The sequence below is a fragment of the Ruegeria sp. AG1 genome, from assembly GCF_056541705.1.
Window position 1 is genome coordinate 277,988 of the sequence record NZ_JBQFYU010000004.1, and the last position, 26,275, is coordinate 304,262.

Here is a 26,275-nt window from a genome sequence, read left to right on the forward strand (position 1 = left end):
CGATATTGATCTCTCGTTTTTAACCCAGCATTCCTTTGCCGTGACCGACGGCGGATTGCATGGTTTTCACCACCACAAACGCGTCCCTCAGGTGGCTGCGCTCAAAGTCCGACAGGTTTGTAGGTGGCAGGTAATTGTCTGGTTTTTCCCCGGATTTGACCAGTGCGACCTGATGTTCCAGCCGGGTTTCCGCTATCAGATCATAGGCATCCAGCAAATCACGCGCACCGGATGGGCTGAGGACACCTGCGGCCTCGGCGGCTTTCAGGCGGGCGCGGGTGTTGGCCTCAGGCAGTTTGCCCTGCAGGCTGTAGATCCGCGCCAGATCGACCACTGGCACTACGCCGTTGTGTTTAAGATCCAGCGTATTGCGATGCTCGCCCGAGCGGATGGTGGCAAACCCCCGCAACAGACCCAAAGGCGGCGTGTGTTTCAGCGAGTTCGAAATCATATGCGCGACAAAAATCGAATTCGCATTGGCGGCATTCAGCGTGTCGGCCTGAAGATCGGCGAACAGCTCGAACGAACCGCCGATAGGACGCAGGTCAAACATGACCGAGGCCAACATCTGCGCTTCGGGATTCGGTTTGGCAATCCACCCCTTGAAATAGTCGCGCCAGACATGCAGCGGCTGACACCAGCGCGGATTGGTCGCCATCATGTCACCAGGGCAGTAGAAATAGCCGCAGGTATCCAGCCCGTCCGAGACATGTTTGGCCAGTTGCGTGAAATAGGCCATGTCATCTTCGGTCACCGCATCGTCGAGTATCAGGCAGTTGTCCTGATCGGACACACCTGTCTGCTCCTGTCGTCCTTGCGATCCGCACGCCAGCCACAGGTATGGCACCGGCGGGGGCCCCAGTTTGGCTTCGGCGAGGCTCAGCAGCCGACGTGTGGCCGTATCGGCGATATCCGTGATCAAGCGGGTCACGATCTCGTGCCGGTTGCCGCCGGCGACCAGCTGCACCAGCAGCTGAGGTATTTCTGCCGTAACCTTGGCCATTTCCTCGGCAGTGTCGGCATGGGCAATTCGGCGAACAAGCTCTGCCGAGTTCACGGCCTGATAGTGGGTCAGGTCTGTCTGCGTAACGACCCCGACTAGACGGCCGCCCTCGCAAATCGGGATGTGGCCGATCCCTCGCTCCATCATCACGTGTAGCACATCCGAGCCGATATCCGATGGCGATAGGGTGGTTGGGTTCGGCGTCATGATCTGTGAGATCGGAGTATCCGTGGGCATCGCATCCGCCACAAACTTGCCCGAGATATCACGCAAGGTGGTGATGCCTACCAGATCGTTGGCCTCTGTCACGCATAGCGATGAAATCCCTTTGTCGCGCATCAGGCGCGCGGCGTCGCGAACCGGAGTCGCAGGCGGGCAGGTGGCCGGATTGTGTGCCATCAGGACATCAATGGCGCTGGTCGCCAAACTCTGCGGACCGCTGCGGCCCCCGCGTGAGCGATCGAAGAACTTCGAGACCACATCATGGTTGTCGATCAACTCTCGCACCAGTTCAGGTGGCAGTACGATCAGCACAGATGGGGTATGGGCGCGTGCCTTGGTCGCGGCTTTCCCGTCTTTCAGCAGCCCGCGTTCACCAAAGGAATTGCGCAAACCCAGATGCGAAACGACCTCATCGTTCTCATCAGTGATTTCAACCTGTCCTTCATAGATCACGAATACGCCGGGCAGTTTGTGGCCCAGATCGTAAAGTGGGTAATCCTCGTCAACCTCCCAGACCTCGATCTGTTTTGCGACCTCATCCAACACGTCGGCGGGCAGGGCGTCATAGGGATGTACGGATTCCAGAAACCGGGTGATCTGGTCATGGGACAGGGGCATCTAAATACTCCGTGGAACAAAAATCCCGCCCGGTGGTGTGCCGGACGGGAGTAGTGGATCGAAAGACGCGGCCATTGGCAAGAACCTCAGGCCGCATCAGGCTCATTTGTTCTGAGCTGCGCCCGCACCACGGGGAATGCGTACGCTTTCGACCAGATCTTTGATCTCCTGCGGAGTCTCTTTGGTCATGCCGGCAACAACATACGCAACTGCGAAGTTGATCATTGCACCGATGGCGCCGAACGAAGTCGACTTGATCGGACCCAGAAGCGGATCAGCATCGGTGAATGAGTTGGTGCCCGGAATGAACAACCAGCCCTTGTGCAGGAAGATATAGACCAGAGTGACAACCAGACCAGCCAGCATACCAGCAACCGCGCCGGTGTTGTTGATGCGGGTCGAGAAGATCCCCATCATCAGCGCCGGGAAGATCGAGGCAGCCGCCAGACCAAAGGCCAAGGCCACGGTTTGTGCCGCAAAGCCCGGTGGGTTCAGACCCAGATAGGTTGCAACCAGGATGGCTACGGCCATTGCGATACGCGCAGCCAGCAGTTCACCTTTTTCCGAGATCTGCGGATTGATCGCACCTTTGACAAGGTCGTGGGACACCGCCGACGAGATCGCCAGCAACAGGCCCGCAGCGGTCGACAGAGCAGCCGCAAGACCACCGGCAGCGACCAGACCGATCACCCAACCCGGCAGGTTGGCGATTTCGGGGTTGGCCAGAACCAGGATGTCACGGTTGAACTTGGTCAGCTCGTTTCCGACCCAGCCTTTTTCTTCCGCGATAGCGGTCATCGCTTCGGACTTGTCGTTGTAATACTGGATCTTGCCGTCGCCGTTCTTGTCTTCCCAATCCAGAAGACCGGTTTTCTGCCAAGTCTGCATCCAGTCATAGCGCGGATCGTTGTCGATTTCCTCAACCGAGACAGCGCCACCTTCGATGCCACCGTTGGGCCACATCATGTCGGTGATGTTCAGACGGGCCATTGCGCCAACCGCGGGGGCGGTCAGGTACAGCAGCGCGATGAAGACCAGCGTCCAACCAGCCGACCAACGTGCGTCAGACACTTTGGGAACGGTGAAGAAGCGCATGATGACGTGCGGCAGACCCGCAGTACCGATCATCAGCGACAGCGTGAACAGAACCATGTTCAGCGTGTTCGAGTGGTGAGCCGTGTATTCGTTGAAGCCCAGCTCGGTCACGATGGCGTCCAGCTTGGTCAGCAGAGGCTCACCGCTTGCAGTGTCGCCGAACAGACCAAGTGCAGGGATCGGAGTGCCGGTCAGCTGTAGCGAGATGAAGATCGCCGGGATGGTGTAGGCTGTGATCAGCACGCAGTACTGAGCAACCTGGGTGTAGGTCACACCCTTCATCCCGCCAAACACCGCGTATGCAAACACGACACAAGCACCGATCAGCAGACCGGATGTGTTCGAAACCTCAAGGAAGCGGCCAAAGGCCACGCCAACGCCGGTCATCTGACCGATCACGTAGGTCACCGACGCAACGATCAGACAGATCACGGCAACGACGCGTGCAGTCTGGCTGTAGAAACGGTCGCCGATAAATTCCGAGACGGTGTATTTGCCGAACTTACGCAGGTAAGGCGCAAGCAGCAGAGCCAGCAGCACGTAGCCACCGGTCCAACCCATCAGGAAGGTCGAGTTGTCATAGCCGGTAAAGGCGATGAGGCCCGCCATCGAGATGAACGAGGCCGCAGACATCCAGTCCGCCGCTGTCGCCATACCGTTGGTGACCGGGTGAACGCCGCGACCAGCAGCGTAGAATTCAGATGTGGAACCCGCACGGGCCCAGATCGCGATGCCGATGTATAGCGCGAAGGATGCGCCAACAAACAGCAGGTTGATGGTAAACTGATCCATTGTCCCCGCTCTCCCTTACTCTTCGTCTACGCCGTGTTCGGCGTCTAGCTTGTTCATGCGCCAGGCGTAGTTGAAGATCAGCACCAGAAAGACCAAGATTGATCCCTGCTGAGCGAACCAAAAGCCCAGATCGGTACCGCCAACAGAAATGCCGGACAGCAGCGGACGCAGCAGGATGCCGAATCCAAACGACACCAGCGCCCAGATCGCGAGGCTGATGTAGATGAGGCGCAGGTTGGCCTGCCAATAGCCCTTATCGGCTTCGGCAGTCTGCGCGGAGTTGGTAGATTGATCCGCCATTGCGGGTTCCTCCTTCGCTTCCTCGTTGGGCGGTCCTTTGCTTCGTTCCTCCAGCGCGCCGGACCGCTTCTCGAATGTGACAGATACCCCGTGGCATCTGACAAAACTCCTCTGTTCCGCCAAGGCGGTGCATCGAAGTATTCCGTTTAAGGATCAAGGCCTTACGGCCTGTCTTCCTCCCTTAGTTCACCGCGCTGGCGACGATGTCCTCCAGGTCGCGCGCGATGTCTTCAATCTTGCCCATGGCGTTCGTCCGCTTCAGAACGCTCTGACCGTCGTAATAGGTGATCAGTGGGGCTGTCTGTGCGTGATAGGCACTCAGGCGTGAGGCAACGGTTTCCGCGTTGTCATCCGCCCGGCGCTTGAACTCGGTCCCACCGCAATTGTCGCAAGTGCCGTCGACCGACGGTTTCTTGAACGTGTCATGGTAGCCTTCACCGCAACCGGCGCAGGTGTAGCGGCCCGAGATCCGGATCACCATTTCCGCATCCTCAACCTCAAGGCTGATCGCGGCGCTGATCTTCTGGTCCTTTTCCGCCAGAAGACCATCCAGTGCCTCGGCCTGAACAGTGGTGCGGGGGAAGCCATCGAGGATGACCCCCTTGGCACAGTCGGGTTCAGCCATACGGTCACGCAGGATGTCGATGACGATCTGGTCGCTGACCAGTTCACCGGCCTCCATCACCGCTTTCGCGGCCTTTCCGGCATCCGTACCTGCGGCAACAGCCGCACGCAGAAGGTCACCGGTGCTGAGTTGCACCAGCCCGAACTTGTCTTCCAGCATGCGCGCCTGAGTGCCCTTCCCGGCGCCCGGAGGGCCGAGAAGGATGAGAACAGCAGGAGTTGTCATGGTCGCAGCGTCCATCATGCCCTCATTTATTCGCTCGGTTTGCAATCAGGTCGTCGACAACTGACGGATCGGCCAGAGTGGACGTATCGCCCAGCGAGCCAAAGTCGTTCTCGGCGATCTTGCGCAGGATGCGGCGCATGATTTTGCCCGAGCGTGTTTTGGGCAGGCCTGGGGACCACTGAATGACGTCAGGCGAGGCGATCGGGCCGATCTCGGTCCGGACCCAGGTGCGCAGCTCTTTGAGTAGCTCATCCGAAGGTTCGCGATCATTCATCAAAGTGACATAGCAATAGATGCCTTGTCCTTTGATTTCATGGGGATAGCCCACTACAGCGGCCTCGGCCACTGCGGCATGCGCCACGAGCGCGCTTTCGACTTCAGCAGTACCCATACGGTGGCCCGAGACGTTGATCACGTCATCGACGCGGCCAGTGATCCAGTAGTCACCACCTTCGTCGCGACGGCAGCCGTCGCCGGTGAAGTAGTAGCCTTTGTAGTCCGAGAAGTAGGTCTTCTCGAACCGCTCATGATCGCCCCAGACGGTGCGCATTTGACCAGGCCAGCTGTCCTTGATGCACAGTACACCTTCGACACCGTTGCCTTCGATCTCGACGCCGGATTGCGGGTCCAAAACCACTGGTTCGATGCCAAAGAACGGTTTCATCGCCGAGCCGGGCTTCATCGCATGTGCGCCGGGCAGCGGGGTCATCAAGTGACCGCCGGTTTCGGTCTGCCACCACGTATCAACGATCGGGCATTTACCTTTGCCGACAACCTCATTGTACCAGTTCCAGGCTTCGGGATTGATTGGCTCACCCACGGTACCCAAAACTTTGAGGTCGCTGAGATCGTGCTTTTCGACCCACTCACTTCCTTGTCCCATCAGGGCGCGGATCGCGGTTGGAGCCGTATAGAACTGGTTGACCTTGTGCTTGGCACATACTTCCCAGAAACGACCTGCATCCGGGTAGGTCGGCACGCCTTCGAACATCAGGGTTGTGGCACCATTGGCCAGCGGACCATAAACGATATAGCTGTGGCCAGTGACCCAACCCACGTCTGCCGTACACCAGTACACATCGCCTTCGTGATAGTCGAAGGTGATCTCATGAGTCATCGCGGCATAGACCAGATAGCCGCCGGTAGTGTGAACCACACCTTTGGGCTGGCCGGTCGAACCCGACGTGTACAGAATAAACAATGGGTCTTCCGCGCTCATCTCGGCTGGGGCGCAATAGTCATCAGCCTCAAGCGCCATTTCGTTGTAGTCGTAGTCACGCCCATCGATCCAAGTGGTCTGACCACCTGTGCGTTTGACGACCAGGCATTTTACGCTGTCCTTGCAGTGCAGCAACGCCGCGTCAGCGTTCGATTTCAGCGGCGTTTTGCGGCCGCCGCGCGGGGCTTCATCTGCGGTGATGACGACTTTGGCGTCGCAACCGTTGACACGGGCCGCCAGAGCGTCAGGCGAGAAGCCTGCAAAAACGATCGAGTGAATCGCACCGATGCGCGCGCAGGCCAGCATGGCATAGGCGGCCTCGGGGATCATCGGAAGGTAGATGATGACGCGATCACCTTTGCGCACGCCCATGGTTTCCAAAATATTGGCCATGCGGCAGGTGCGGCGGTGCAACTCGGCATAGGTGATGTGCTGGGCCGCATCATTTGGATCATCCGGTTCCCAAATGATTGCGGTTTGATCACCGCGAGTTTCCAGATGGCGATCCAGGCAGTTGGCCGAGACGTTCAGAGTACCATCGGCATACCAGTTGATCTTGACCGAGCCGAAATCGTAGTTGACATCCTTGACCTGCGTAAAGGGCTTGATCCAGTCGATCCGCTTGCCGTGTTCGCCCCAGAACTCGTCCGGGTCGCTAACCGATGCGGCGTACATCTCTTCATATTTCGCGGCATCGACATGCGCCCGCTCAACGGTCTCTGCGGTTGGCGGATAGGTCTTGGCATCTGCCTGGGCAGCGGTGGTCATGTTGAGGCTCCTCCCTCTAGGCTGGATAACTATGGGACGTCTCTTGCCCGTTATTTGAGCATTGTCGATCCCGTTCCTCCCCAATCGAAGTATGGCCGGGTTCAGAAAATAATGAAATAAATTGCCGTATTCCTTGGATTTGTTTGTAAAGAAATTTTTTCGAACGAAGTAAGTTAGTCAAAAAAATTCGATACGCGAAAAAAAAACGTGAAAAAACAATACTAAAGATGTAATTTTTTTGATCGACACATGAGGGGCGTTTCCGTGGTGATCCGCAGCTATGTCGTCGAACAACAAGAGTCAAAAGATGTGCTTGAAAATCACCTATCGGGAAGCAGGGGTTGGCACATATACATGTTGGCGCTAGCATCTTTCCAAGCGCCTCGGGAGGGGGCGCATCAAAGGGAGAAGATATTATGAAAAAGATGCTGAGCGGTGCCGCCGTCGCCGCCCTTGGCGTTGCCTTCGTGTCCGAGGCCGCAGCCACCGAATGGAACGCCTCGGTCTGGGGCAAGCGCCGCGCCTTTACCGAACATGTCGAAAAACTGGCCGAGTTGGTTTCGGAAAAAACCGGTGGAGAGTTCACGATCAATGTCAGCTATGGCGGCCTGTCGAAGCCGCGCGAGAACCTGGATGGCATCGAGATCGGCGCATTCGAGATTGCGCAGTTCTGTGCCGGTTATCACCGCGACAAAAACCGCGCGATTACCGTACTGGAGCTGCCGTTTCTGGGTGTGAACAATCTGGAAGAAGAGGTTGCCGTCAGCCATGCAGTCTATGATCACCCAGCGGTGGCTGATGAGATGGCGCAATGGAATGCGCGCATTCTGATGACCTCGCCGATGCCGCAGTACAATCTGGTTGGCACCGGCGATCCGCGCGATAACCTGGCGGCGTTCGAGGGCATGCGTGTTCGCGCAACAGGTGGTCTGGGCAAAGCGTTTGAGGCCGTGGGCGGTGTCCCAACCTCTGTCCCTGCGACTGAGGCGTTTAACGCCATGGAATCCGGTGTGGTCGATACGGTCGCCTTCGCGCAGCACGCGCACCTGTCCTTCGGTACGATCAATGAGGCGGACTGGTGGACTGCGAACCTCAACCCCGGCACCGTGAATTGCCCGGTGGTTGCGAATATCGACGCGTATGAAGCGCTGTCGCCTGAGCACCGCGAAGCGCTTGATAGCTCGATTGATGAGGCCATTGAGCATTATCTGGCTAACTATGCTGGGCTTCTGGAGCAATGGGATAGCGTCCTGGAAGAAAAGGGTGTGCAGAAGGTAATGATCGACGACGCGGTCATTGAAGAGTTCCGCGCCAAGGCCGCCGATCCGATCCGCGAACAGTGGATTGCAGATATGAGCGCGCAGGGCCTACCAGCGCAGGACCTCTACGATTTAGTTCAGACTACGCTGACGCAACAGCGCGGCGGCAACTGATCGCATACGCCGGGCGCGTCCTAGCGCCCGGCCTTTCTTGACAAAGGGGATCACCGGAATGGCGGGACAGGCCACGGTGCTGGAGGATGGCAGTCGCCTCAGCCAGATCGATCAGCACTTGCTGAAGTTAGAGCGGGCTCTCGCCTTGATCAGCGGAATAGCCGTCTTTGGACTGATGGTCCTGGCCGTCGTCTCGGTCAGCGGCCGCAACGCGATAAACGCGCCGTTGCCGGGCTATGTGGACTGGATCGAACAGGCGATGCCACTGATCGCCTTTCTCGGCATCTCTTACGTGCAGCGCGATGGCGGCCATATCCGGATGGACATTGTGATCTCGCGTCTGCACGGACGGGCGCTGTGGTTGTTCGAGCTGATCTCGGTAATCCTGATCCTTGTCCTGATGCTGGCATTGGTCTGGGGCAGCTGGTCCCATTTCGACCGATCCTTTGATTTCGGCGCGCCGATGTGGAGCCGCGACAGCTCAATTGACATAGGCATTCCGCTTTGGCCCGCGAAACTGCTGGCCCCGGTGGCGTTCTCGGTCTTGTCACTCCGGCTGGTTTTGCAGATCTGGGGCTATGGCCGCGCGTTCGTTCTGGGGCTTGAGGCACCCGTGGCGGTGCCCTTGATCCAAGACGCCGCCGCACAGGCTGCCGCAGAGGCAGAGCAGTTCGAAGGGCAGGACTAACAGATGGACACGATTGACATCGGCCTTTGGGTGACTGCGGGCCTGCTGGTCCTTGTGGTCACAGGCATGCGAGTGGCTTTTGCGGCAGGTCTGGCCGGTTTGTTCGGCTTGGTTTGGATTTTCTGGGCCAAGTTCGGTTACGATCCCGACAGGTTTGGCAAGGCTCTCACCGTCGCCGTCAAAACGGCGGGGCAGGTGCCGCATTCTAAGGTTGCCGCCCATACGCTCAGCCTGATCCCTACCTTCATCCTGATCGGCTACCTTGCCTACTATGCGGGCCTGACGCGCGCGCTGTTCGAAGCGGCCAAACGCTGGATCGCTTGGGTTCCCGGAGGCCTCGCGGTCTCTACCATATTCGCTACGGCAGGGTTTGCGGCCGTCTCTGGCGCTTCGGTCGCCACCTCGGCTGTGTTTGCCCGGATCGCGATTCCCGAGATGTTGAGCGTTGGCTACAACAAGCGCTTCGCCGCGGGCGTCGTTGCCGCTGGAGGTACGCTGGCCTCCCTGATCCCGCCGTCAGCCATCCTTGTGATCTATGCCATCATCGTCGAACAGGACGTCGGCAAACTACTGCTGGCCGGCTTCATTCCCGGAGCGTTTTCTGCCGTGATCTATGGCTTGCTCATTGTTGGAATCGCGGTTGTGTTCAAATCCGTTGGCCCTCCGGTCACCGGTTTCACTTGGAAACAACGGTTCCAAGCACTTCCCGGGGCGATCCCGATTGTTGCCGTCATCCTGATCATCATCTGTTTCGTTTACAACCCATTCGGCGAACAGGCGTGGGGCACCCCAACCGAAGGCGGGGCCATAGGCGCGTTCATCGTCTTCTGTTTCGCCCTGGTTCATGGCATGCGCTGGCCCGAGTTCAAATCGGCTCTGTTAGAGACAGCCAAGCTGACGGCCATGATCTTCTCGATCATTTGGGGCGTACTGATCTATGTGCGGTTCCTGGGCTTTGCAGACCTTCCGGGCGCATTCTCGGATTGGATCACCTCGCTTGAGATGTCGCCGATGCTGATCCTGATCTGTATCCTTCTGGCCTATGCCGTGTTGGGTATGTTCATGGATGCCATCGGGATGTTATTGTTGACCTTACCCGTCGTCTACCCCGCCGTCATGGCCCTGAACGGAGGCGAAACTGTCAGCGCTGCAGACAGCGCTTTTGGCATGTCTGGACCGATGTGTGCGATCTGGTTTGGGATATTGGTGGTGAAAATGGCTGAATTCTGTCTGATCACGCCACCCATTGGTCTGAACTGCTTTGTGGTTGCAGGGGTCCGGCCAGACCTGAGTGTTCAGGATGTCTTTAAGGGGGTCACCCCGTTCTTCCTGGCAGACGCGGCCACCATTGCGCTTCTTGTGGCATTTCCGGGCATCGTTCTCTACTTGCCGTCTTTGGCAGGCTAGGAGTTTGCGAGGCTCTGCTTCGCGCTCCGGGATATTTTTTGCCAGATGAAGCAGGGATCCGCTCTCCAACATCAACGTCGGAGAGCTTCACCTGGCGCGGTCATCGGCGTCCCCGCCTGTACCGCAAAAACAAGAGTACCGAGCCTAGGTTAACGATCCGTTTCTTCATCTGGCTGAAAATATCCCGGGGGAGTCGCCCGGAACGGGCGGCGGGGGCAGAGCCCCCAATTCGACATTGGCTCGGTGCGGGATCGGAAGGAAGTTAGCCCGCGCGCATTAGCATCCCAAACAAATCGCGGGGATCGTCAGGGTCGGCCAACATATCCAGCGGTTCGAAGAATTCGGTTTCCGCGACCGCACTCTTGATGACACGCAGAGCCGAGAAGTCCTCGATGGCGAAGCCGACACTGTCGAACAGCGTGATCTGCTTATCGTCTGTCCGACCGCGTGCCTGACCGGTCATAACCTGCCACAGTTCAGTGACAGGATGGTCATCCTCCAAAGCCTGAATTTCGCCCTCGATCCGGGTTTGCTCGGGGTATTCCACGAATATCTCCGAGCGCAGAAGAATGTCGCGATGCAGTTCGGTTTTGCCGGGGCAGTCGCCGCCAATCGCGTTGATATGGACGCCGGGGCCGACCATGTTGTCGGTCAGAATCGTGGCGTATTTCTTGTCAGCGGTGCAGGTGGTGATGATTTGCGCGCCTTCAATCGCCTCTTCGGCGGTTTTGCAGGGCACTACGTTCAGGCCTTTGCCTTGCAGGTTAGCCGCGCATTTGGCGGTGGCGTTCGGGTCCGTATCATAAAGCCGCACGGTGTCGATGCCGCACATGGCTTTGAAGGCCAGGCATTGGAATTCAGACTGCGCGCCATTGCCGATCATGGCCATGGTGGTTGCACCCATGGGGGCCAGATATCGACCGACCAAAGCCGATGTCGCCGCCGTCCGTAGGGCGGTCAGGATGGTCATCTCGGTCAGAAGCGTCGGGTAGCCTGTGTAGACATCCGCGAGCAGTCCAAAGGCCGTTACTGTTTGCAGCCCTTCAGAAGTGTTCTTTGGATGACCGTTGACGTATTTGAACCCGTAGGCCTCACCATCCGATGTCGGCATGAGTTCGATCACCCCATGCGGGGAATGCGCCGGAATCCGAGGGGTCTTGTCGAAGCTTTCCCAGCGTTTGAAATCGGCCTCAATCTGTTCGGCGATCCTTACGATCATCTTTTCGACGCCGACATGGTGAACCAGCCGCATCATGTTGTCGACGGAAACAAAGGGCACCAGGGCCTTGTCTGAGGGTACAGTCATCAGAAACTCCGAGTGGGGCGGTCAAAGATCCTGCGTCCCATCAGGGATGCAGCCAGATCGACCATGAGTTTTGCGGTGCGTCCGCGTTCATCCAGAAAGGGGTTCAACTCGACCAGATCGAGGGAGCAGACCAGCCCGCTTTCATGCAGAAGCTCCATGACCAGATGGGCTTCGCGTTCTGTGGCGCCTCCGGGCACAGTGGTTCCGACAGCCGGCGCGATTGCGGGGTCGAGGAAGTCGACATCCAGTGACACGTGAAGGATGCCGTTCTCAGCCCTCACGCGGTCCAGAAAGGCCATGAGCGGGGCTTTGATCCCATGTTCGTCAATGCTGCGCATATCGGCCAGCATGGCGTGGTTCTTCTCAAGCGAGGCGCGTTCAGCGGGATCGACCGAACGCAACCCGATCATTCCAACGCGATTGGTTGGAACCACGGCAGGCAGCGGCGGAAAATCCTCGAAGCCGGGCTGGCCAGTGAAGTAGGCGACAGGTGTTCCATGCAGGTTGCCGCTGTCGGTACTTCCGGGGGTGTGAAAATCGCTATGGGCGTCCAGCCACAGAACGAACAGAGGCCGGTCGATGCGCTGTGCATGATCCGCCATTCCGGCCACGGTTCCCATCGACAAGGCATGATCGCCGCCCATGAAGATTGGCACACCTTGGGGCGAGACTTCGGCGGCGACTCGGGCCAAAGCCTGCGTCCACCCGATGCACTCGGGCAGGGCAAAAAGGTGCGGGTGGTCCGAGGTCTCGACCGCATCCGGGGCGACATCTCCGTAGTCGATAACCGTATGACCAAGATCCGCAAGCGCGCGATCCAGCCCGGCCACACGGTAGGCATCGGGGCCCATTCGGCAACCCTGCCGACGCTTACCAGCGTCCATGGGGGCGCCAACTAAAATTATGTTCTTCGTATCCATATGCTTCATGTAACGTGGCAGTCTGTCTTGCGTGAAGAGAGCAAATTGCTCAATAAGAAAGATGAGTATCCGAAAGGGAAGCTATTCATGGACGATTTGGATAACAGGCTGCTCAGCGCGCTACATCGGGACGCAAGGGCGTCGCTGTCTGAGCTGGCCGAGACGCTTGGCGTCACGCGCACGACCGTGCGCAGCCGGTTGCAGCGCCTCAAACAATCGGGCGAGATCGTGGGCTTTACCGTTCAGACCAGGCGCGATGTGGCGCAAAGCCCGGTCCGGGGCCTGATGATGCTTGAGATCGAGGGGCGCGGGACCGAACGCACAATGGCCCGGATCGGAGCGCTACGGCAGGTGCGCGCCGTGCATTCCACAAATGGAAGCTGGGACCTGATCGCTGAGATCGGTACGGATACGCTGGCCGAACTCGACGAGGTCTTGTTCCAGATCCGCCGTATGGAAGGGATCACTCGGTCTGAGACGAACCTTCTGCTGTCCACGCGCAAGGGAAGGTTCTGAAAACGCTGCGTGAAACGGGCCGTAACGCTTTGTCGGCCACGGAAATTGTGCCACAGTCGGCGGAGATACAGGCAGGATTGATCGAAGATGACCACTCAGCAGCACGAACCACGGGCCGTGCAATTGGCCGAAAAGATCACCGCATTCCTTGAGAAGCCATGGGTCCGCATTGCCATCCCGATCTTCGTCACCCTGATTGCATTGACGGTTCTGCATGAGCTGTCTTCTCATGTGAAATGGGCAGACGTTCAGGCGGATATCTCGGAAACACCTTGGCGCGTGATGTTTTATGCTCTGTGTTGGACGGTGGTCAGTTTCTTTTCGCTGTCTCTATACGATGTCTTCGCAGTTCAAAGCGTGGCAGACGGAGAGGTCCCTCTGCCGGTTGCAGGAATGGCCGGAGCCAGTGGCTATGCGGTGTCCAACTGTTTGGGCTTTTCCTACATCACCGGAACGGCCATCCGATATCGGATATATGCGTCTCTGGGCCTTGATCTGAGCCGCGTTGCCGGGGTCATCGCCACGTCTTGGGTGGCGTTCTGGACGGGGCTGGTTTTGGTCCTTGGCCTGCTTTTGACCTTTCACCCTGACGGTATTTCAAACGCTCTGCCGATCAGCGCGACGTTTGAGACCGCTATCGGGTTGGGTCTGCTTGGCGCGTTGATCGCCGTTTTTGTCTGGCTCTCCACCGGTGGGCGTCGGTTAGAGGTTCTGGGGATTGGCTTCCAACTGCCGGGCGGCAAGCTGGCCTCTTGCCTGACGCTAGCGGCGATTGGCGATCTTGCCGGGGCCTCCATGGTTCTTTACGTGCTGATGCCGGACGACCTTGGGGTTGGGTATCCGTATTTCTTCACCATCTTCATCGCCGCGATTGCCGTTGGGATTGTCAGCCATGCGCCGGGCGGTATTGGCGTGTTTGAGGCGACGCTGATCGCAGGGCTGGGCGCCTCGGGTCGATCAGATGTCATCGCCGCACTGCTGCTTTACCGCGTCGTTTACACGTTCCTGCCCTTCGCCATCGCCAGCCTGTCCATCGCCGTTGCCTCGGCGCTGACGCAGCGCCATCGGATCATCGGGGCGGGGACATGGGTGTACCGGGCCATTCGCCCCATTGTGCCGATGGTTGCAGCCGGGGTGACGGCTGTTGCTGGGATCATCCTGCTGGTCTCGGGCGCGTTGCCGACGGACAGCAAGAGCCTCGGTGCGTTGCGCGAGATTTTGCCCTTGTCCTTTGTCGAGGCCTCGCATCTGGCAGGCAGCGCGGTGGGTGTTCTGCTGCTGCTTGTGTCGCGGGGGCTTTTCCGCAAGCTCTACCGCGCTTGGGTGGTCGCGATGTTGCTGATGGTCGCGGGCTTCGCCGCGTCTCTGGCCAAGGGTTTGGATACGCATGAGGCGTTGGGCATGTTGGCCACGATCGCCGTTTTGGCGCTGTTCCGTGGTGCGTTCTACCGCGTCAGCGGTGCGTCGATCTTTCGGTTGAATATCCCTTGGCTTGTCAGTGTTGTGGCGCTGCTCGCTGTTATCTTCTGGATTGGCCTGTTCGCCTATTCCCACGTGCAATACCAGAATGCCTTGTGGTGGGAGTTCGCGTGGAATGGCGATGCCTCCCGCTTCCTGCGCTCTAGCCTCGTGGTGGCGGTCATCCTTGGGATTGTGGCCGTTACGTCCTTGTTCGGACGTGAAATCCCGGTGCCAATACGCACCGAAATCCCGGAATGCGTCGAAAAGCTGGTGATGGAGAGCGAAGATACCGAGGCCCAGATTTCCCTAACCGGCGACAAGCAATTCCTGATTGCACCTGATGAGTCTGCGTTCATCGCCTATGCCGACACGGGCAACGCCATCATCTCGAAAGGTGAGCCTGTGGGCGATGAAAAGGCTGGCAAGCAACTAGTCTGGCAACTGCGCGAAATGGCGGATCGAGAAGGTAAGCTCTGCGCCTTTTACAGCGTCTCGACTAAGTATTTACCAACGTTTCTGGACCTGGGCTTGTCGATCCTCAAGATCGGAGAGGTCGCGCGCGTACCGCTGAAAGACTTCTCGCTGGACGGCAAATCCCGCAAGCGTTTCCGTCAGGCCAAGAACCGGGCCGAGCGGGAAGGTTATGTGTTCGAGATCATTCCAAAAGAAGACCTTGCGCCCAGTCTACCGGAGCTGAGGGCGATTTCCGATCACTGGCTGGAGCAAAAAGCAGGGGCCGAGAAAGGTTTCGCCTTAGGTGGTTTTGACGATGACTACCTGTCCTACTTCGACCACGCCGTGTTGCGGAACGAAGAAACCGGTCAGATCATGGCTTTCGCCAACCTGTTTCAAGGTGGCCAAAAGTCCGAGCTTTCTCTGGACCTGATGCGCTACGAACCGGACAGCCCCAGCTTCGTCATGGATGCCTTGTTTGCCGAGATGATGTCCTGGGGGGCCGAGCAAGGGTTCCATTGGTTCTCACTGGGTGCAGCGCCGTTTTCAGGGATTGAGAACCGTCAGCTTGCCTCCCTTTGGAACCGGATCGGCGGGTTCGTCTATGAACATGGTGAGCAATTCTATCACTTCGAAGGGCTGCGCGCGTTCAAACAGAAGTTCGATCCGGAATGGAGCCCGAACTATCTCGCCAGCCCCGGAGGGCTTGCTGCGCCGCGTATCCTGTATGAGGTGAACATCCTGATCTCGGGCGGTCTGCGGGGCCTAACTAAGTAGCGCGAGCGTTTCGGGTTTAGCTTGAGACGCCAATACCCTGCCATGCCTCCGGCATTCTCGGGACATTGGCGTCGCCCATTGATTAAAGTGAAACCCGAAACGCTCTAGTTCAGGCTAGCGCGGGTTGGCGTTTCCTGCAGCAGGTCGCCCCAATCGGTGCGATAAGCCATCTCGGCCAGAACGGTATCAGGCAGGAACTCTCTGTTCTCGCGAATCTGCCAACCGCCTCCGAGACCTTTGTAAACGGCGACGAGATTGCTGGAGACCTGTTGGCGCGCCTCGATCAGATTGGCCTGAGACCGCAGCAGGGCCGTCTGCGTGTTCAATATGCGGGAGTAGTCGGCGATCCCGTCGGTGTACTGATTGACGGCGATCTCTGCCGCCTTGCGCGAGGCATCGACGCTCTGTTGATAGAACCCGACCTGCTTTCGCGCCTGCGCATAGGCGACCATGGCGCTTTCGACCTCGGAATAGGCGGTCAGAACGGTGTTCTGGTAGTTGGCGATCAGCGCCTGATAGGCGGCATCCTGCGCCCGGACGTTGTTCTTGATGCGGCCATAGTTCAGGACGTTCCAAACGACGCCCGCGCTGGCAAGGCCCGTTGTGCTGTTCGAGCTGAACAGGTTCCGCCCGCCCGAGGCCTGCAACCCGACCGAGCCGGACAGAATGAACTGCGGATAGAGGTCCGCCATGGCAATGCCGACCTCGGCCGATTGCGTGGCTGCGGCCAGTTCCGCGGCCCTCACGTCCGGACGGCGGCGCAGCAACTCAGCCGGGACGCCAACGGCGACGTTGGACCGGGCCGAGGGGATGCGACCGGAATTGCCCAGAAGGCTGGACATGCGTGACGGGGTGGCCCCCAGCAACACGGCCAGAGCGTTCTTGGTTTGCTGAAGATCGCTCTCAAGCTCGGGCACGAGGGCCTTGGTGTTGTTCAGCAGAGCCGTCGATTCCTGCACGTCTAACTCGGTGGTGATCCCGTTGTTGAACCGCAATTGAGTCAGGTCTGCCGATTCCTGCTGTAACTTGATGTTCTCACGCGCGACGCCCAGCGACTCCTGCAAAGCGCGGATATTGACATAAAGCGCGGCGACATCACCCGTCAGCGTCACCAGCGCGTCGTCATAGTTCGCCACCTGCAACGCTAAATTCGATCGCGCCGCCTGAACACCACGCCGCTGCGCCCCCCAGACGTCCAATTCCCACTGCGCATCAAACCCGGCCTGAGAGGTCGAGAATTCGGTATCCAGCGGAATGATCCGGTTGATATCGGCAATGGGCCCGAGATTGTCGCTGATCTGTCGCCGTTCGGTCGAGGCCCCGAGGACCTGCGATTGCGGATACAACTCGCCAAAGGCGATGCCCAACTGTGCCCGCGCTTGCAGGACCCGCGCGCCAGCGACCTGTAGTGACAGGTTCTGGGCATAGGCCTCGGCGATCAGTTTGTTGAGAGTGGGGTCATTGAACGTCTCCCACCATTTCACGACCGGCGCGCTGCGTGAGGTAAGGCCGCTTTGCCCGGTGCTGGGACTGTTCACCTCGATCCACTGTTTCACGACCGGAGAGTTCGGGCGCACGAAATCAGGACCAACTGGCGCGCAGGCTACCAGAAACGCGGCGCACAGGGCTGTTCCCATCAAGTGTCGAAAGGGGGTGGCCCGTGTCATGATGCGCGTCCTCAAATGTCTAGCGGTCGAATGAAATTGGCGAAGGAATACAGGCGGATATTGATGCGCCGCAGAAACTCGAAACTTTTGCCCTGACCGGTGTAGATCGCCACGGCGGCGTGGCCGCCAGCGGGCAGGATGTGCTCCTCTGGCAGATCGACCGTGATCTGTACCGCAATTCGTCCGGGCAGCTTGGGCAGCTCAAAGCCGGGCAGGCGGCCTGAGGGCAGGTACTGACCCTGACGGGTGGCCCACCAGATCGCTTCGACCTTGCCGGTTAGGATTTCACCGGGATAGAGGTCCAAGGCGACTTCAACCTCTTGGCCTACTTCAACAAATTTCAGGTTCTGCTGGCGGAAGGTGGCCAAAAGATAGGGGCTGTCTTCGGTGACGAAACTGGCAATCGCACCCAGACGAATGTCACCCACCACCAAACCCGGACGGGCCTGTTGCGAGACGATCATGCCGTTTTCCGGGGCATAGATCGTGGTGTTATCCAGAAAGTACTGGGCCTCGGACAGCTGCGCCTGTGCTTGCAGGATGCCCGTGTTTACGCCATCGATCTGCGAGGCCAGTGCCAGATTTGCCTTCTCAAGATTGGCTTCGGCCTGTTTGACCGAGGCGGTGTCCTCGGATACCTGTTCGTTCCAGCGATCCAGCTCATCCTGACGAGCACCGCCTGCGGGCACCAGATTTTCGTACCGCGCCTGTTCGGTCAACGCGTAGGCCAGTTGCGCATTGGCGCGCTCGACGGCTTCGGTTTTGGCAATGACATCCTGTTCCAGAATTTTGGCGTTCTGCTCGGCGGCGACCAGTTGCGCCTTGGCATTGTCGACGGCCAGCGAAAACACGGTGTCGTCAAAACGATAGAGCGGGTCGCCCTTGGTGATCTGAGTGTTCGGCTCGACTAGAACCTCGGTCAGAATCGTCGGCTGGGTCAGTTTTGGCACGATCTGAATTGTTGAGCGCACCACATGGCTGTCGACCGAGAAGGGCTGAAAGAAGCGCAGCGCGACGAGGAAGATCAGCAGCAAATGCGCACCGACCCAGAACGAAACAATCCCCCAGGCGATGTTGAACTTGAGCCACTCCATCTTGAAGAAGATGAACCAGACGAAAATGATGTAGAACAGCGTAATGCCGAGGGCGACGAACATGTCTGAGTGTTTCCTTTGGCCTTAGCTTTTCGGCGTCTCTTCAGGCGCAGCCTGGTATTCTTCTTTAACCGTACCACCGAGGCGTTCGATATCCTTGCGGATGGCGTCTTTTTCCTCGTCCGGACCGCGGCGCATGTCGACCGTCACACCATCGTGGAACGCCCACATGAAGGCATGAACCCATGGTACAACAGCCAAAAAACCCATCCATCCCATGATCTTGACCGCCTCGGCATGTGGATGATTGCGTTTGATCGCGATCCGTCCGGGCAGCCCCATAAGGAAAAGAAACAGTGCCATCACCGCTGCCAACAGCAGGATCAGTGCCACGAATGTCAGATAGTCGTAGTAGCCTAGCGGCTGCCCCAAAAGTCCCATGCTCGATGCCTCCTGTAGGGAAGGTTGTCTCATCCTCAGACGTAGGCCCCTGTCTCGTCAATGACTTTGTGCTGGGACCTAGCGTTTCCGAACCCGAGGCAGTGCGGATCAGTCAGGACAGACGATCAGACCAGTGTCCCATTCGGCACATTTCGCCGCGAGGTCGGGGGTAAGCGGCTCATCGGTGTAGAAGCCATCAATCTCGGCCAGCGAGGTAATGCGGGCAGGGGCAAGTCGCTGGAATTTTGAATGGTCGGCCACCAGCAGAGTGCGCCGGGCCTGCGCGATGATCGTCTGGCTGACATGGACTTCCTGAAAGTCGAAATCCAGCAGATCACCATCGGGATCCAGCGCGGAACAACCGATCACCGCATAGTCGAACTTGAATTGACGGATGGTCGAGACGGTGAGATTGCCCACCAGCCCTCCGTCCGAGCGGCGCAAGACACCGCCCGCCACAACAATCTCGCAATCGGGGTTTTCGACGAGAATATTGGCGACGTTTGTGTTGTTAGTCACCACCATCAGGTCCCTGTGGTTCAGCATCTGCCGCGCCACGGCCTCGGTCGAGGTGCCGATATTCATGAAGACCGACGCGCCGTCTGGAATGTCATTGGCGCAGGCCTTCGCCATTCGGGTCTTGGCGTCTGCATTCAGGGTACGGCGGTCCTCATACCCGATGTTGGAGACGCCGGAGCGAAGGACAGCCCCGCCGTGAACGCGGTCCAGCTTGCCAGCATCGGCCAGCTCGGACAGGTCCCGGCGGATTGTCTGGACCGTCACGCCAAACCGCTCGGCCAGACCGTCAACAGTAACGCGGCCCTCGGTGCTGGCGATCTCAAGAATGTCGGATTGGCGGAAAGAGAGCGACATGTGTGGTCCCATGCAGATGATGTGCTTTCGTTTTTCTTCTTTTGGTCGAAATTAGCAAGCCGCCATGCAAATTTTTCATAGGTGTGTTGCAAAACGAAAAAAAACGAACATAAACGTTGATTGTGCGAATGCAGTGCTGATTAATGCGCGCAACCAGATTGGATAGGGAATCACAAGCCATGCAAGCGACGGACGATCAGATCAGCGACCTGTTCATCATCGGCGGCGGGATCAACGGATGCGGAATCGCGCGGGATGCGGCGGGGCGGGGACTGTCTGTTACCTTGGCCGAGATGAATGATCTTGCTTCGGCAACGTCATCAGCCTCGACCAAACTGTTTCATGGCGGACTGCGCTATCTGGAGTATTTTGAGATCCGGCTGGTGCGCGAGGCGCTGATCGAGCGCGAGACGCTGTTGCGCGCAATGCCTCATATCAGTTGGCCGATGCGCTTTGTGCTGCCCTATCACAAAGACATGCGCTTTGACTCCGAGACGCCAACATCGAAGCTGCTCAGCACCGTCATGCCCTGGATGCGCGGGCGTCGCCCCGCGTGGCTGATCCGTCTGGGTCTGTTCATGTATGATAACCTTGGAGGGCGCAAAATTCTGCCGGGAACGCAGTCGCTGGATCTGCGCAGCGCGCCGGAAGGCGGTCCTTTGCAGGGCAAGTTCGAAACAGCCTATGAATACTCGGACTGCTGGATTGAAGATGCGCGGCTGGTGGTGCTCAATGCGCGCGACGCCGAATCCCGCGGTGCGCGGATCATGGTGCGGACCGAAGTTGTCTCGGCCGAGCGTGTTGATGACCTGTGGCATGTCACCATCCGCGATCGGGCGACCGGGGAAAGCCAAGTGGTCCGAGCGAGAATGCTGATCAATGCGGGCGGCCCGTGGGTAGGGGACATCATCCAAACCAAGATCCGGGTGAACTCACGCGAGGGGGTTCGTCTGGTGCGCGGCAGTCATATCGTGACAAAGAAGCTGTACGATCACGACAAGTGTTACTTCTTCCAAGGCGAGGATGGCCGTATCATCTTTGCCATTCCTTATGAGCGGGATTTTACCCTGATCGGAACGACGGATCAGGACCATTCCGATCCCTCTGAGCCTCCGGTCTGCACCGAGGCCGAGCAGACCTACCTCTGCCAGTTCGCAACCAAGTATTTCAAGAAACCGGTGACACAGGACGATATCGTCTGGACCTATTCCGGTGTGCGCCCGCTCTATGATGATGGGGCCAGCAGCGCGACGGCGGCGACGAGAGATTATACTTTGAAGGTTGATGCGCAAGGTGGGGCGCCTGTTTTGAACGTGTTCGGAGGCAAGATCACGACCTACCGTCGTCTGGCAGAAAGCGCGCTTGAGAAAGTCGCGGAGCATTTCCCAAACCTGCCGGGCCCTTGGACAGCGGGCGTGTCTTTGCCTGGTGGAGACTTTCCCGTCCATGGCGTGCAGGACCTCAAGCAGACGTTGATCCAGGACTATCCGTTCCTCACTGAAAAATGGGCGGCTCGTCTGATCCGTGCATACGGGACAGAGGCGCGTGCCGTGTTGGGGGAAGCAAAAGACGTCGCTGAGTTGGGTGAAGACTTCGGTGCAACCCTCACCGCGCGAGAACTCGAATGGCTGATGGACAAAGAATACGCCCGCAGCGCCGAGGACGTGGTCTGGCGTCGCAACAAACTTGGGCTGCGTTTGAGTGCCGCCCAGATCGCGCGCATTGATCAGTGGATGTCAGAGCGGTTGAAAAAGGACGACGCAGCTTGAAAACAAATGCCCCGCCGAGTTGGCGGGGCTTTTTCTTAGGCGGTTTCCTCGGACGGGCCGGGATCATTCTTGCTACCCTTGATCCATTCTCGCAGCCCCTGCATCAGGGCGTAGAGGACCGGCACAAGGATCACGCCGACCAATGTGGCGGCCAGCATGCCGCCGAACACGGCGACACCGATGGCCTTCTGGCTTGCCGCCCCCGCGCCATTGGCGGCCAATAGCGGGACAACCCCCAATAGGAAGGACAGCGCCGTCATCATCACAGCTCGGAAACGCTGATAGGCGGCCTCGGCTGCGGCGTCCTTGATCGACAGGCCTTTGGCGCGTTGCTCCATCGCGAACTCGACGATCAGAATGCCGTTCTTTGAGGCAAGCCCCACCAGCATGATCATCCCGATCTGCGTATAGAGGTTGATGTCACTGCCCACGATCGCTACGGCCGCGACCGCACCGAACAGGGCGACAATCACCGACAGCAGGATCGACACCGGTAAGGTCCAGCTTTCATATTGGCCCACCAGGAACAGGTAGCCAAACAGGATCGCCAGCCCAAGGATCACGATGACAAGACCGCCCGAGGCCAGCTGCTGTTGTGCCGTGCCGGTCCATTCGAACGCATATCCGGGGGGTAGGGCGGTTGCGGATTCTTCGGTCATGACGTTGATCGCGTCACCGGTGGACAGGCCCGGAGCGGGCACCGCCGTCACCGTGGCCGAACGGAACAGGTTGTGCCGCTTCAGCAAGACCGGCCCCAACACGTTTTCCACATCAATCAATGTACCCAGAGGCACCATCTCACCCTGTTGCGAGCGGACATAAAGGTTCGAGATATCCTCGACATTATCGCGATAGGTACCATCAGCCTGAATCATCACGCGGTAGACACGACCGAACAGGTTGAAGTCGTTCACGTAGTAAGATCCCAGTTGCGCCTGCATCGTCTGGAAAATCTCGGCGACCGAGACCTGCAGGGTCTTGGCCTTTTCCCGATCCAGATCAACAAAAAGCTGCGGAACGTTTGCGCGGAAGGTGGTGTATGATTGGCCGATCTCGGGCCGCTGGTTCGCCGCGTAAACGAATGAGCCAACAGCCGATGCTAGATCCTGAGGCGAGCCACCACCTGTCTGTTGCACCTCCATCTCGACTCCGGCCGACATGCCGAGGCCCTGAATGGGCGGCGGGTTGAAGGCCACGATCGAAGCCGCGGATTCCCCGTTCGCAATCGCAAGCACCTTGGCGAGGATGGCGTCGGCACTCAGGTCTTCTTCCTGCCGGTCGGCCCAGTTTTCGAGGTTGACGAAGATAGCCGCGCCGTTGGTCGTGGTGCCGTTCAGCAGCGAGAAGCCATTGATGAGAACGGTGCTGGAAACGCCCGGAATTTCGCGGATCTGGTCGTCCACACGGGCCGAGATCGTCTCGGTCCGTTCCAGCGTTGCCGCATCGGGCAGTTGGATATCCACGAACAGATAGCCATTGTCCTCAAGTGGGATAAACCCGCTTGAGGTATTGGACATGATCGTCCCGGTTCCCATCCCCAAGGCGACAATCACACCCAGCGCGACAATCGGCAGGATCAGCAATTTGCGCACGATGGCGACATAGCCGTTTCGGACGGTCCCGATCAGACCTTCGAATAGTGCCAGCAACCCTTTGGGCGGGCCAGAGCGTGCGCGCAGAACCAAGCCACACAGGGCAGGCGACAGGGTCAGAGCGTTGATGGACGAGATCACAACCGCTGTCGAAATGGTCACGGCAAACTGCGAATAGAGCCTGCCAGAGATGCCGGGCATAAAGGTTACCGGTACGAAAACGGCCAGCAGAACTAGCGTCGTCGCGATAACAGGGCCAGTGATCTGGCCCATCGCTTTTCGGGTCGCTTCGGCTGGGGGCAGCCCCTCATCCGCAATGATCCGCTCGACGTTTTCTACAACCACGATGGCGTCATCCACCACGATCCCGATGGCCAGAACCAAGGCGAAAAGCGAAATCGTGTTCAGTGACATTCCGAAGGCCAGTAGGAAGGCGAATGTCCCGATCAACGAGACCGGGATCGCCACCGCTGGAATGATCGTCGCTCGCCAACTGCCTAGGAAAACGAACACGACCGAGATCACCAGAATGAACGTCAGGATCAGGGTCGAGACCACATCGTTCAGCGAAGCTTCAACGAAGTCGGTGGTGTTGAAGGGAACACTGTATTCCACGTCTGTGGGGAAGGACCGGGACAGGCGGTCAAGCTCGGCCTGCACACGCTCGGATACAGCAAGCGCGTTAGCGCCGGGAGCCTGGTAAATGCCGATCACGGTCGCAGGCACCGCATCGAAATAGCCTGACGCCGCATAGTATTCGGCACCCAATTCAACGCGTCCAATGTCACGTACGCGCACAATGGAACCGGCGTCACCCGTTCGAATTACGATGTCACCAAATTCTTCTGCCGATGTCAGGCGCCCTTTGGTTTTGATCGTGTATTGAAAGGTCTGTCCCTCGGGCACCGGAGGGGCACCGATGGAGCCTGCGGAGACTTCGATATTCTGTTCGCGAATGGCATTGATCACATCGCCGGGCGTGATCGACAGAGCAGCCATCTGGTCGGGATCCATCCAGATCCGCATGGCGTATTCCAGATTGGTCAGAACATCCGCTTTACCCACACCTTGAACCCGCGCCAGAGCGTCTTTCAGGTTGATCGAGGCATAGTTGGACAGAAACACGCTGTCATAAGTGCCATTGGGCGAGGTCAGAGTGACCAGCAACAGCATGTTGGTCGATGCCTTCTGCGTCACCACGCCGGATGAGGTTACCTCGGACGGAAGTGATGACATGGCCTGGGCAACGCGGTTCTGCACGTTGACCGAGGCGATATCGGGGTCAGTGCCGACCTCAAAGGTAACGTTCAACGAATAGGAGCCGTTGTCGGAAGAGGTCGACGTCATATAGATCATGTCGTCCACACCATTGACCTGCGCCTCGATTGGCGCGGCGACGGTGTTTTCTACGGTCTCGGCATTGGCGCCGGTATAGGTGGTCGAGACGCTGACCACCGGAGGTGTAATGTCCGGGAACTGGGCGACCGGCAGAACCATATAACCGATACTGCCCATGATCGTCAGGACGAGAGAAATGACAAGCGCCAGCTTGGGCCGGCTGATGAACAGGGCTGAGAACATGCCTTATTCTCCCGGCTGCTCGGACGCGACAACCGCGTCCACCGCCACGCCGGGGCGCACGCGTTGCAGGCCCTCGACAATCACGCTTTCACCTTCGCGCAGACCTTCCGAGACGATTATGGCCGTGCCCACGGAGTCGCCGGTCGTGATATAGCGCTGTTCGACCATCTGCTGGTCATTGACAACCAGTACGAACTCGCCGCGCTGGTCACGCTGCAATGCTGCCTGAGGGATCAGGACCTGAAGGGTCGGCTCCAGTGCCTCGATCTGTACATTCACGAACGCGCCGTCGATGATCAGGCGATCTGCGTTGTCAAACTCGGCCCGCACCGTAATGGCGCCGGTCAGCGGGTCGATACGGTTGTCGACAAAGACGATTTCACCGGTTTCATCCAGCTCGGTTCCGTTCGGCAGAATGACATGCACATTGGGGCTTTTGTTGCTTTCCGCCAGAGAGGCAGCACTTTCACCAACCTGTTGAAGAACCGAGGTAAACTGTTTCTCGTTCAAGGAGAAATTCACGTAGATTGGCGCTTCGCTGACCAAGTTAACCAGCGGTGGGTTCGTGGGGCCAACAACATCGCCTACACTCGTGGTGACCCGACCGAGGCGACCGGTAAAGGGCGCGTGGATCTCGGTATAGCTGAGGTCCAGCTCAGCTTGCTGAATAGCGGCGTTTGCGGCTTTGACCTCGGCCTCGGCGACCAGTTCGTTGGCACGCGCGATGTCACGTTCTGACTCTGGGGTTGCGTCGCGTCTAAAGAGTTCCTCTTTCCGCGCGAGATCGACCTTGGCCAGCTCCAAATTGGCTTCGGCGCGGTCAAGATCTGCTTTCCGCGCCTCAAGCGTCGCCTCATAGAGGTCCGGTTCGATCTTGAACAGCAGATCGCCCTCGGTCACCAGGGCGCCATCTTCGACCTCCTTGCTATCAAGAAATCCGCTGACGCGCGCGACGATGTCGACCTTATTGATGGCTTCTGCACGGCCGATAAAGCTTGCCTCGTCGGTGATCTCTTCGGTGTAGGCTGCGGCGATTGACACTTTCGCGGCGGGCGCTTCACTTTCGTCTTGCGCAAGTGCCGGATAGCCAAAACCGATGCATGACAGAATGATCAGAGGGCGGCACAGTGCGGTGACAGCACCACGAGACCGGTTGCGGGGCTGCTTCAGAGCGACGGACATGTCAAAAGCCTCATACATTTCAAAAAACTGAGCCAATACGCAGCGTTAAAAAGCGACGAGTCGGCAGAACTTGAGGGCAGGATGGCCGTTTTGGAAACATATCTCAAGTTGATTGAAGGCTTGGGAGGATTGCTGGGGTGCGAAAATCCCCTGCAACTGGGCCGGTTTACGGGGAGTTTAGGCCAAGGAGCACAAAAGAAAAAGGGGAGCGTCGGTCGACTCTCCCCCTCTCGGTCAACGCTTAAGTC

General features: G+C 58.4%; 19 protein-coding genes. 6 read left to right on the forward strand and 13 right to left on the reverse strand.

Annotated elements, in window-relative coordinates; translation table 11 throughout:
• Positions 1-19 precede the first annotated feature (19 nt).
• The 5 genes from ACR0B5_RS07855 to acs form a co-directional block, all read right to left on the reverse strand.
• Positions 20-1,843: a DUF294 nucleotidyltransferase-like domain-containing protein gene (locus tag ACR0B5_RS07855; RefSeq protein WP_480539712.1), complete on the reverse strand. Its 1,824-nt coding sequence runs from the start codon at positions 1,841-1,843 to the stop codon at positions 20-22.
• A gap of 102 nt (positions 1,844-1,945) precedes the next feature.
• Complete coding sequence (locus tag ACR0B5_RS07860) at positions 1,946-3,730, reverse strand: sodium:solute symporter family protein (protein ID WP_170551306.1); 1,785 nt, start codon at positions 3,728-3,730, stop codon at positions 1,946-1,948.
• A gap of 15 nt (positions 3,731-3,745) precedes the next feature.
• Positions 3,746-4,030, reverse strand: a complete 285-nt coding sequence (locus ACR0B5_RS07865; protein ID WP_170376639.1) for a DUF4212 domain-containing protein — start codon at positions 4,028-4,030, stop codon at positions 3,746-3,748.
• A gap of 181 nt (positions 4,031-4,211) precedes the next feature.
• The gene (locus ACR0B5_RS07870) at positions 4,212-4,895 is read right to left on the reverse strand and encodes an adenylate kinase (protein WP_170376643.1); all 684 of its coding nucleotides are present in this window, start codon (positions 4,893-4,895) and stop codon (positions 4,212-4,214) included.
• A gap of 7 nt (positions 4,896-4,902) precedes the next feature.
• Positions 4,903-6,867 (reverse strand): acetate--CoA ligase, encoded by a 1,965-nt coding sequence (gene acs / locus ACR0B5_RS07875; protein WP_480539715.1) that lies wholly within the window; start codon positions 6,865-6,867, stop codon positions 4,903-4,905.
• Positions 6,868-7,283: 416 nt separating this feature from the next.
• Between acs and dctP the strand changes: the two genes are divergently transcribed.
• Genes dctP through ACR0B5_RS07890 form a run of 3 tightly spaced genes read left to right on the forward strand, consistent with a single transcriptional unit; the run spans position 7,284 to position 10,395 of the window.
• Positions 7,284-8,300, forward strand: coding sequence for a TRAP transporter substrate-binding protein DctP (gene dctP, locus ACR0B5_RS07880; RefSeq protein WP_480539717.1), 1,017 nt, complete (start codon positions 7,284-7,286; stop codon positions 8,298-8,300).
• 58 nt (positions 8,301-8,358) lie between these two features.
• Positions 8,359-8,988 carry a TRAP transporter small permease subunit gene (locus tag ACR0B5_RS07885; protein ID WP_170376651.1) on the forward strand — a complete coding sequence of 210 codons (630 nt, stop codon included), beginning with the start codon at positions 8,359-8,361 and terminating at the stop codon, positions 8,986-8,988.
• 3 nt (positions 8,989-8,991) lie between these two features.
• A complete protein-coding gene (locus tag ACR0B5_RS07890) occupies positions 8,992-10,395 on the forward strand; it encodes a TRAP transporter large permease (RefSeq protein WP_170376654.1) in 1,404 nt (467 codons plus the stop codon).
• 262 nt (positions 10,396-10,657) lie between these two features.
• Here ACR0B5_RS07890 and ACR0B5_RS07895 read toward each other — a convergent pair whose 3' ends face one another.
• Both ACR0B5_RS07895 and rocF read right to left on the reverse strand, forming a co-directional pair.
• Complete coding sequence (locus ACR0B5_RS07895) at positions 10,658-11,701, reverse strand: ornithine cyclodeaminase (RefSeq protein ID WP_480539720.1); 1,044 nt, start codon at positions 11,699-11,701, stop codon at positions 10,658-10,660.
• Complete coding sequence (rocF, locus tag ACR0B5_RS07900) at positions 11,701-12,621, reverse strand: arginase (protein WP_480539722.1); 921 nt, start codon at positions 12,619-12,621, stop codon at positions 11,701-11,703. The genes ACR0B5_RS07895 and rocF overlap by 1 nt, the downstream gene beginning before the upstream one ends.
• 87 nt (positions 12,622-12,708) lie before the next feature.
• On the opposite strand from rocF, the gene ACR0B5_RS07905 reads away from it, so the two are divergent.
• Positions 12,709-13,137 carry an Lrp/AsnC family transcriptional regulator gene (locus tag ACR0B5_RS07905; protein WP_170376662.1) on the forward strand — a complete coding sequence of 143 codons (429 nt, stop codon included), beginning with the start codon at positions 12,709-12,711 and terminating at the stop codon, positions 13,135-13,137.
• Positions 13,138-13,224: 87 nt separating this feature from the next.
• A complete protein-coding gene (gene mprF, locus ACR0B5_RS07910) occupies positions 13,225-15,828 on the forward strand; it encodes a bifunctional lysylphosphatidylglycerol flippase/synthetase MprF (RefSeq protein ID WP_480539724.1) in 2,604 nt (867 codons plus the stop codon).
• A gap of 104 nt (positions 15,829-15,932) precedes the next feature.
• Here the strand turns inward: mprF and ACR0B5_RS07915 are convergent, their stop codons facing one another.
• From ACR0B5_RS07915 to ACR0B5_RS07930, 4 genes are all read right to left on the reverse strand, one after another.
• On the reverse strand, positions 15,933-17,495 hold the full coding sequence (locus ACR0B5_RS07915; protein WP_170638895.1) for an efflux transporter outer membrane subunit: 1,563 nt from the start codon (positions 17,493-17,495) through the stop codon (positions 15,933-15,935).
• An 11-nt stretch (positions 17,496-17,506) separates the two neighbouring features.
• A complete protein-coding gene (locus tag ACR0B5_RS07920) occupies positions 17,507-18,652 on the reverse strand; it encodes an HlyD family secretion protein (RefSeq protein WP_170638894.1) in 1,146 nt (381 codons plus the stop codon).
• Positions 18,653-18,673: 21 nt separating this feature from the next.
• The gene (locus tag ACR0B5_RS07925) at positions 18,674-19,030 is read right to left on the reverse strand and encodes a DUF3302 domain-containing protein (protein ID WP_480539727.1); all 357 of its coding nucleotides are present in this window, start codon (positions 19,028-19,030) and stop codon (positions 18,674-18,676) included.
• A 108-nt stretch (positions 19,031-19,138) separates the two neighbouring features.
• Positions 19,139-19,903: a DeoR/GlpR family DNA-binding transcription regulator gene (locus tag ACR0B5_RS07930; protein ID WP_480539728.1), complete on the reverse strand. Its 765-nt coding sequence runs from the start codon at positions 19,901-19,903 to the stop codon at positions 19,139-19,141.
• Positions 19,904-20,082: 179 nt separating this feature from the next.
• On the opposite strand from ACR0B5_RS07930, the gene glpD reads away from it, so the two are divergent.
• Positions 20,083-21,672, forward strand: coding sequence for a glycerol-3-phosphate dehydrogenase (gene glpD, locus ACR0B5_RS07935; protein ID WP_480539729.1), 1,590 nt, complete (start codon positions 20,083-20,085; stop codon positions 21,670-21,672).
• Positions 21,673-21,707: 35 nt separating this feature from the next.
• Here glpD and ACR0B5_RS07940 read toward each other — a convergent pair whose 3' ends face one another.
• Together ACR0B5_RS07940 and ACR0B5_RS07945 are read right to left on the reverse strand one after the other, a co-directional pair.
• Entirely contained in the window at positions 21,708-24,845 is a 3,138-nt protein-coding gene (locus tag ACR0B5_RS07940) for an efflux RND transporter permease subunit (protein ID WP_480539731.1), read from the reverse strand.
• A 3-nt stretch (positions 24,846-24,848) separates the two neighbouring features.
• On the reverse strand, positions 24,849-26,027 hold the full coding sequence (locus tag ACR0B5_RS07945) for an efflux RND transporter periplasmic adaptor subunit (RefSeq protein ID WP_480524422.1): 1,179 nt from the start codon (positions 26,025-26,027) through the stop codon (positions 24,849-24,851).
• Positions 26,028-26,275: the final 248 nt, after the last annotated feature.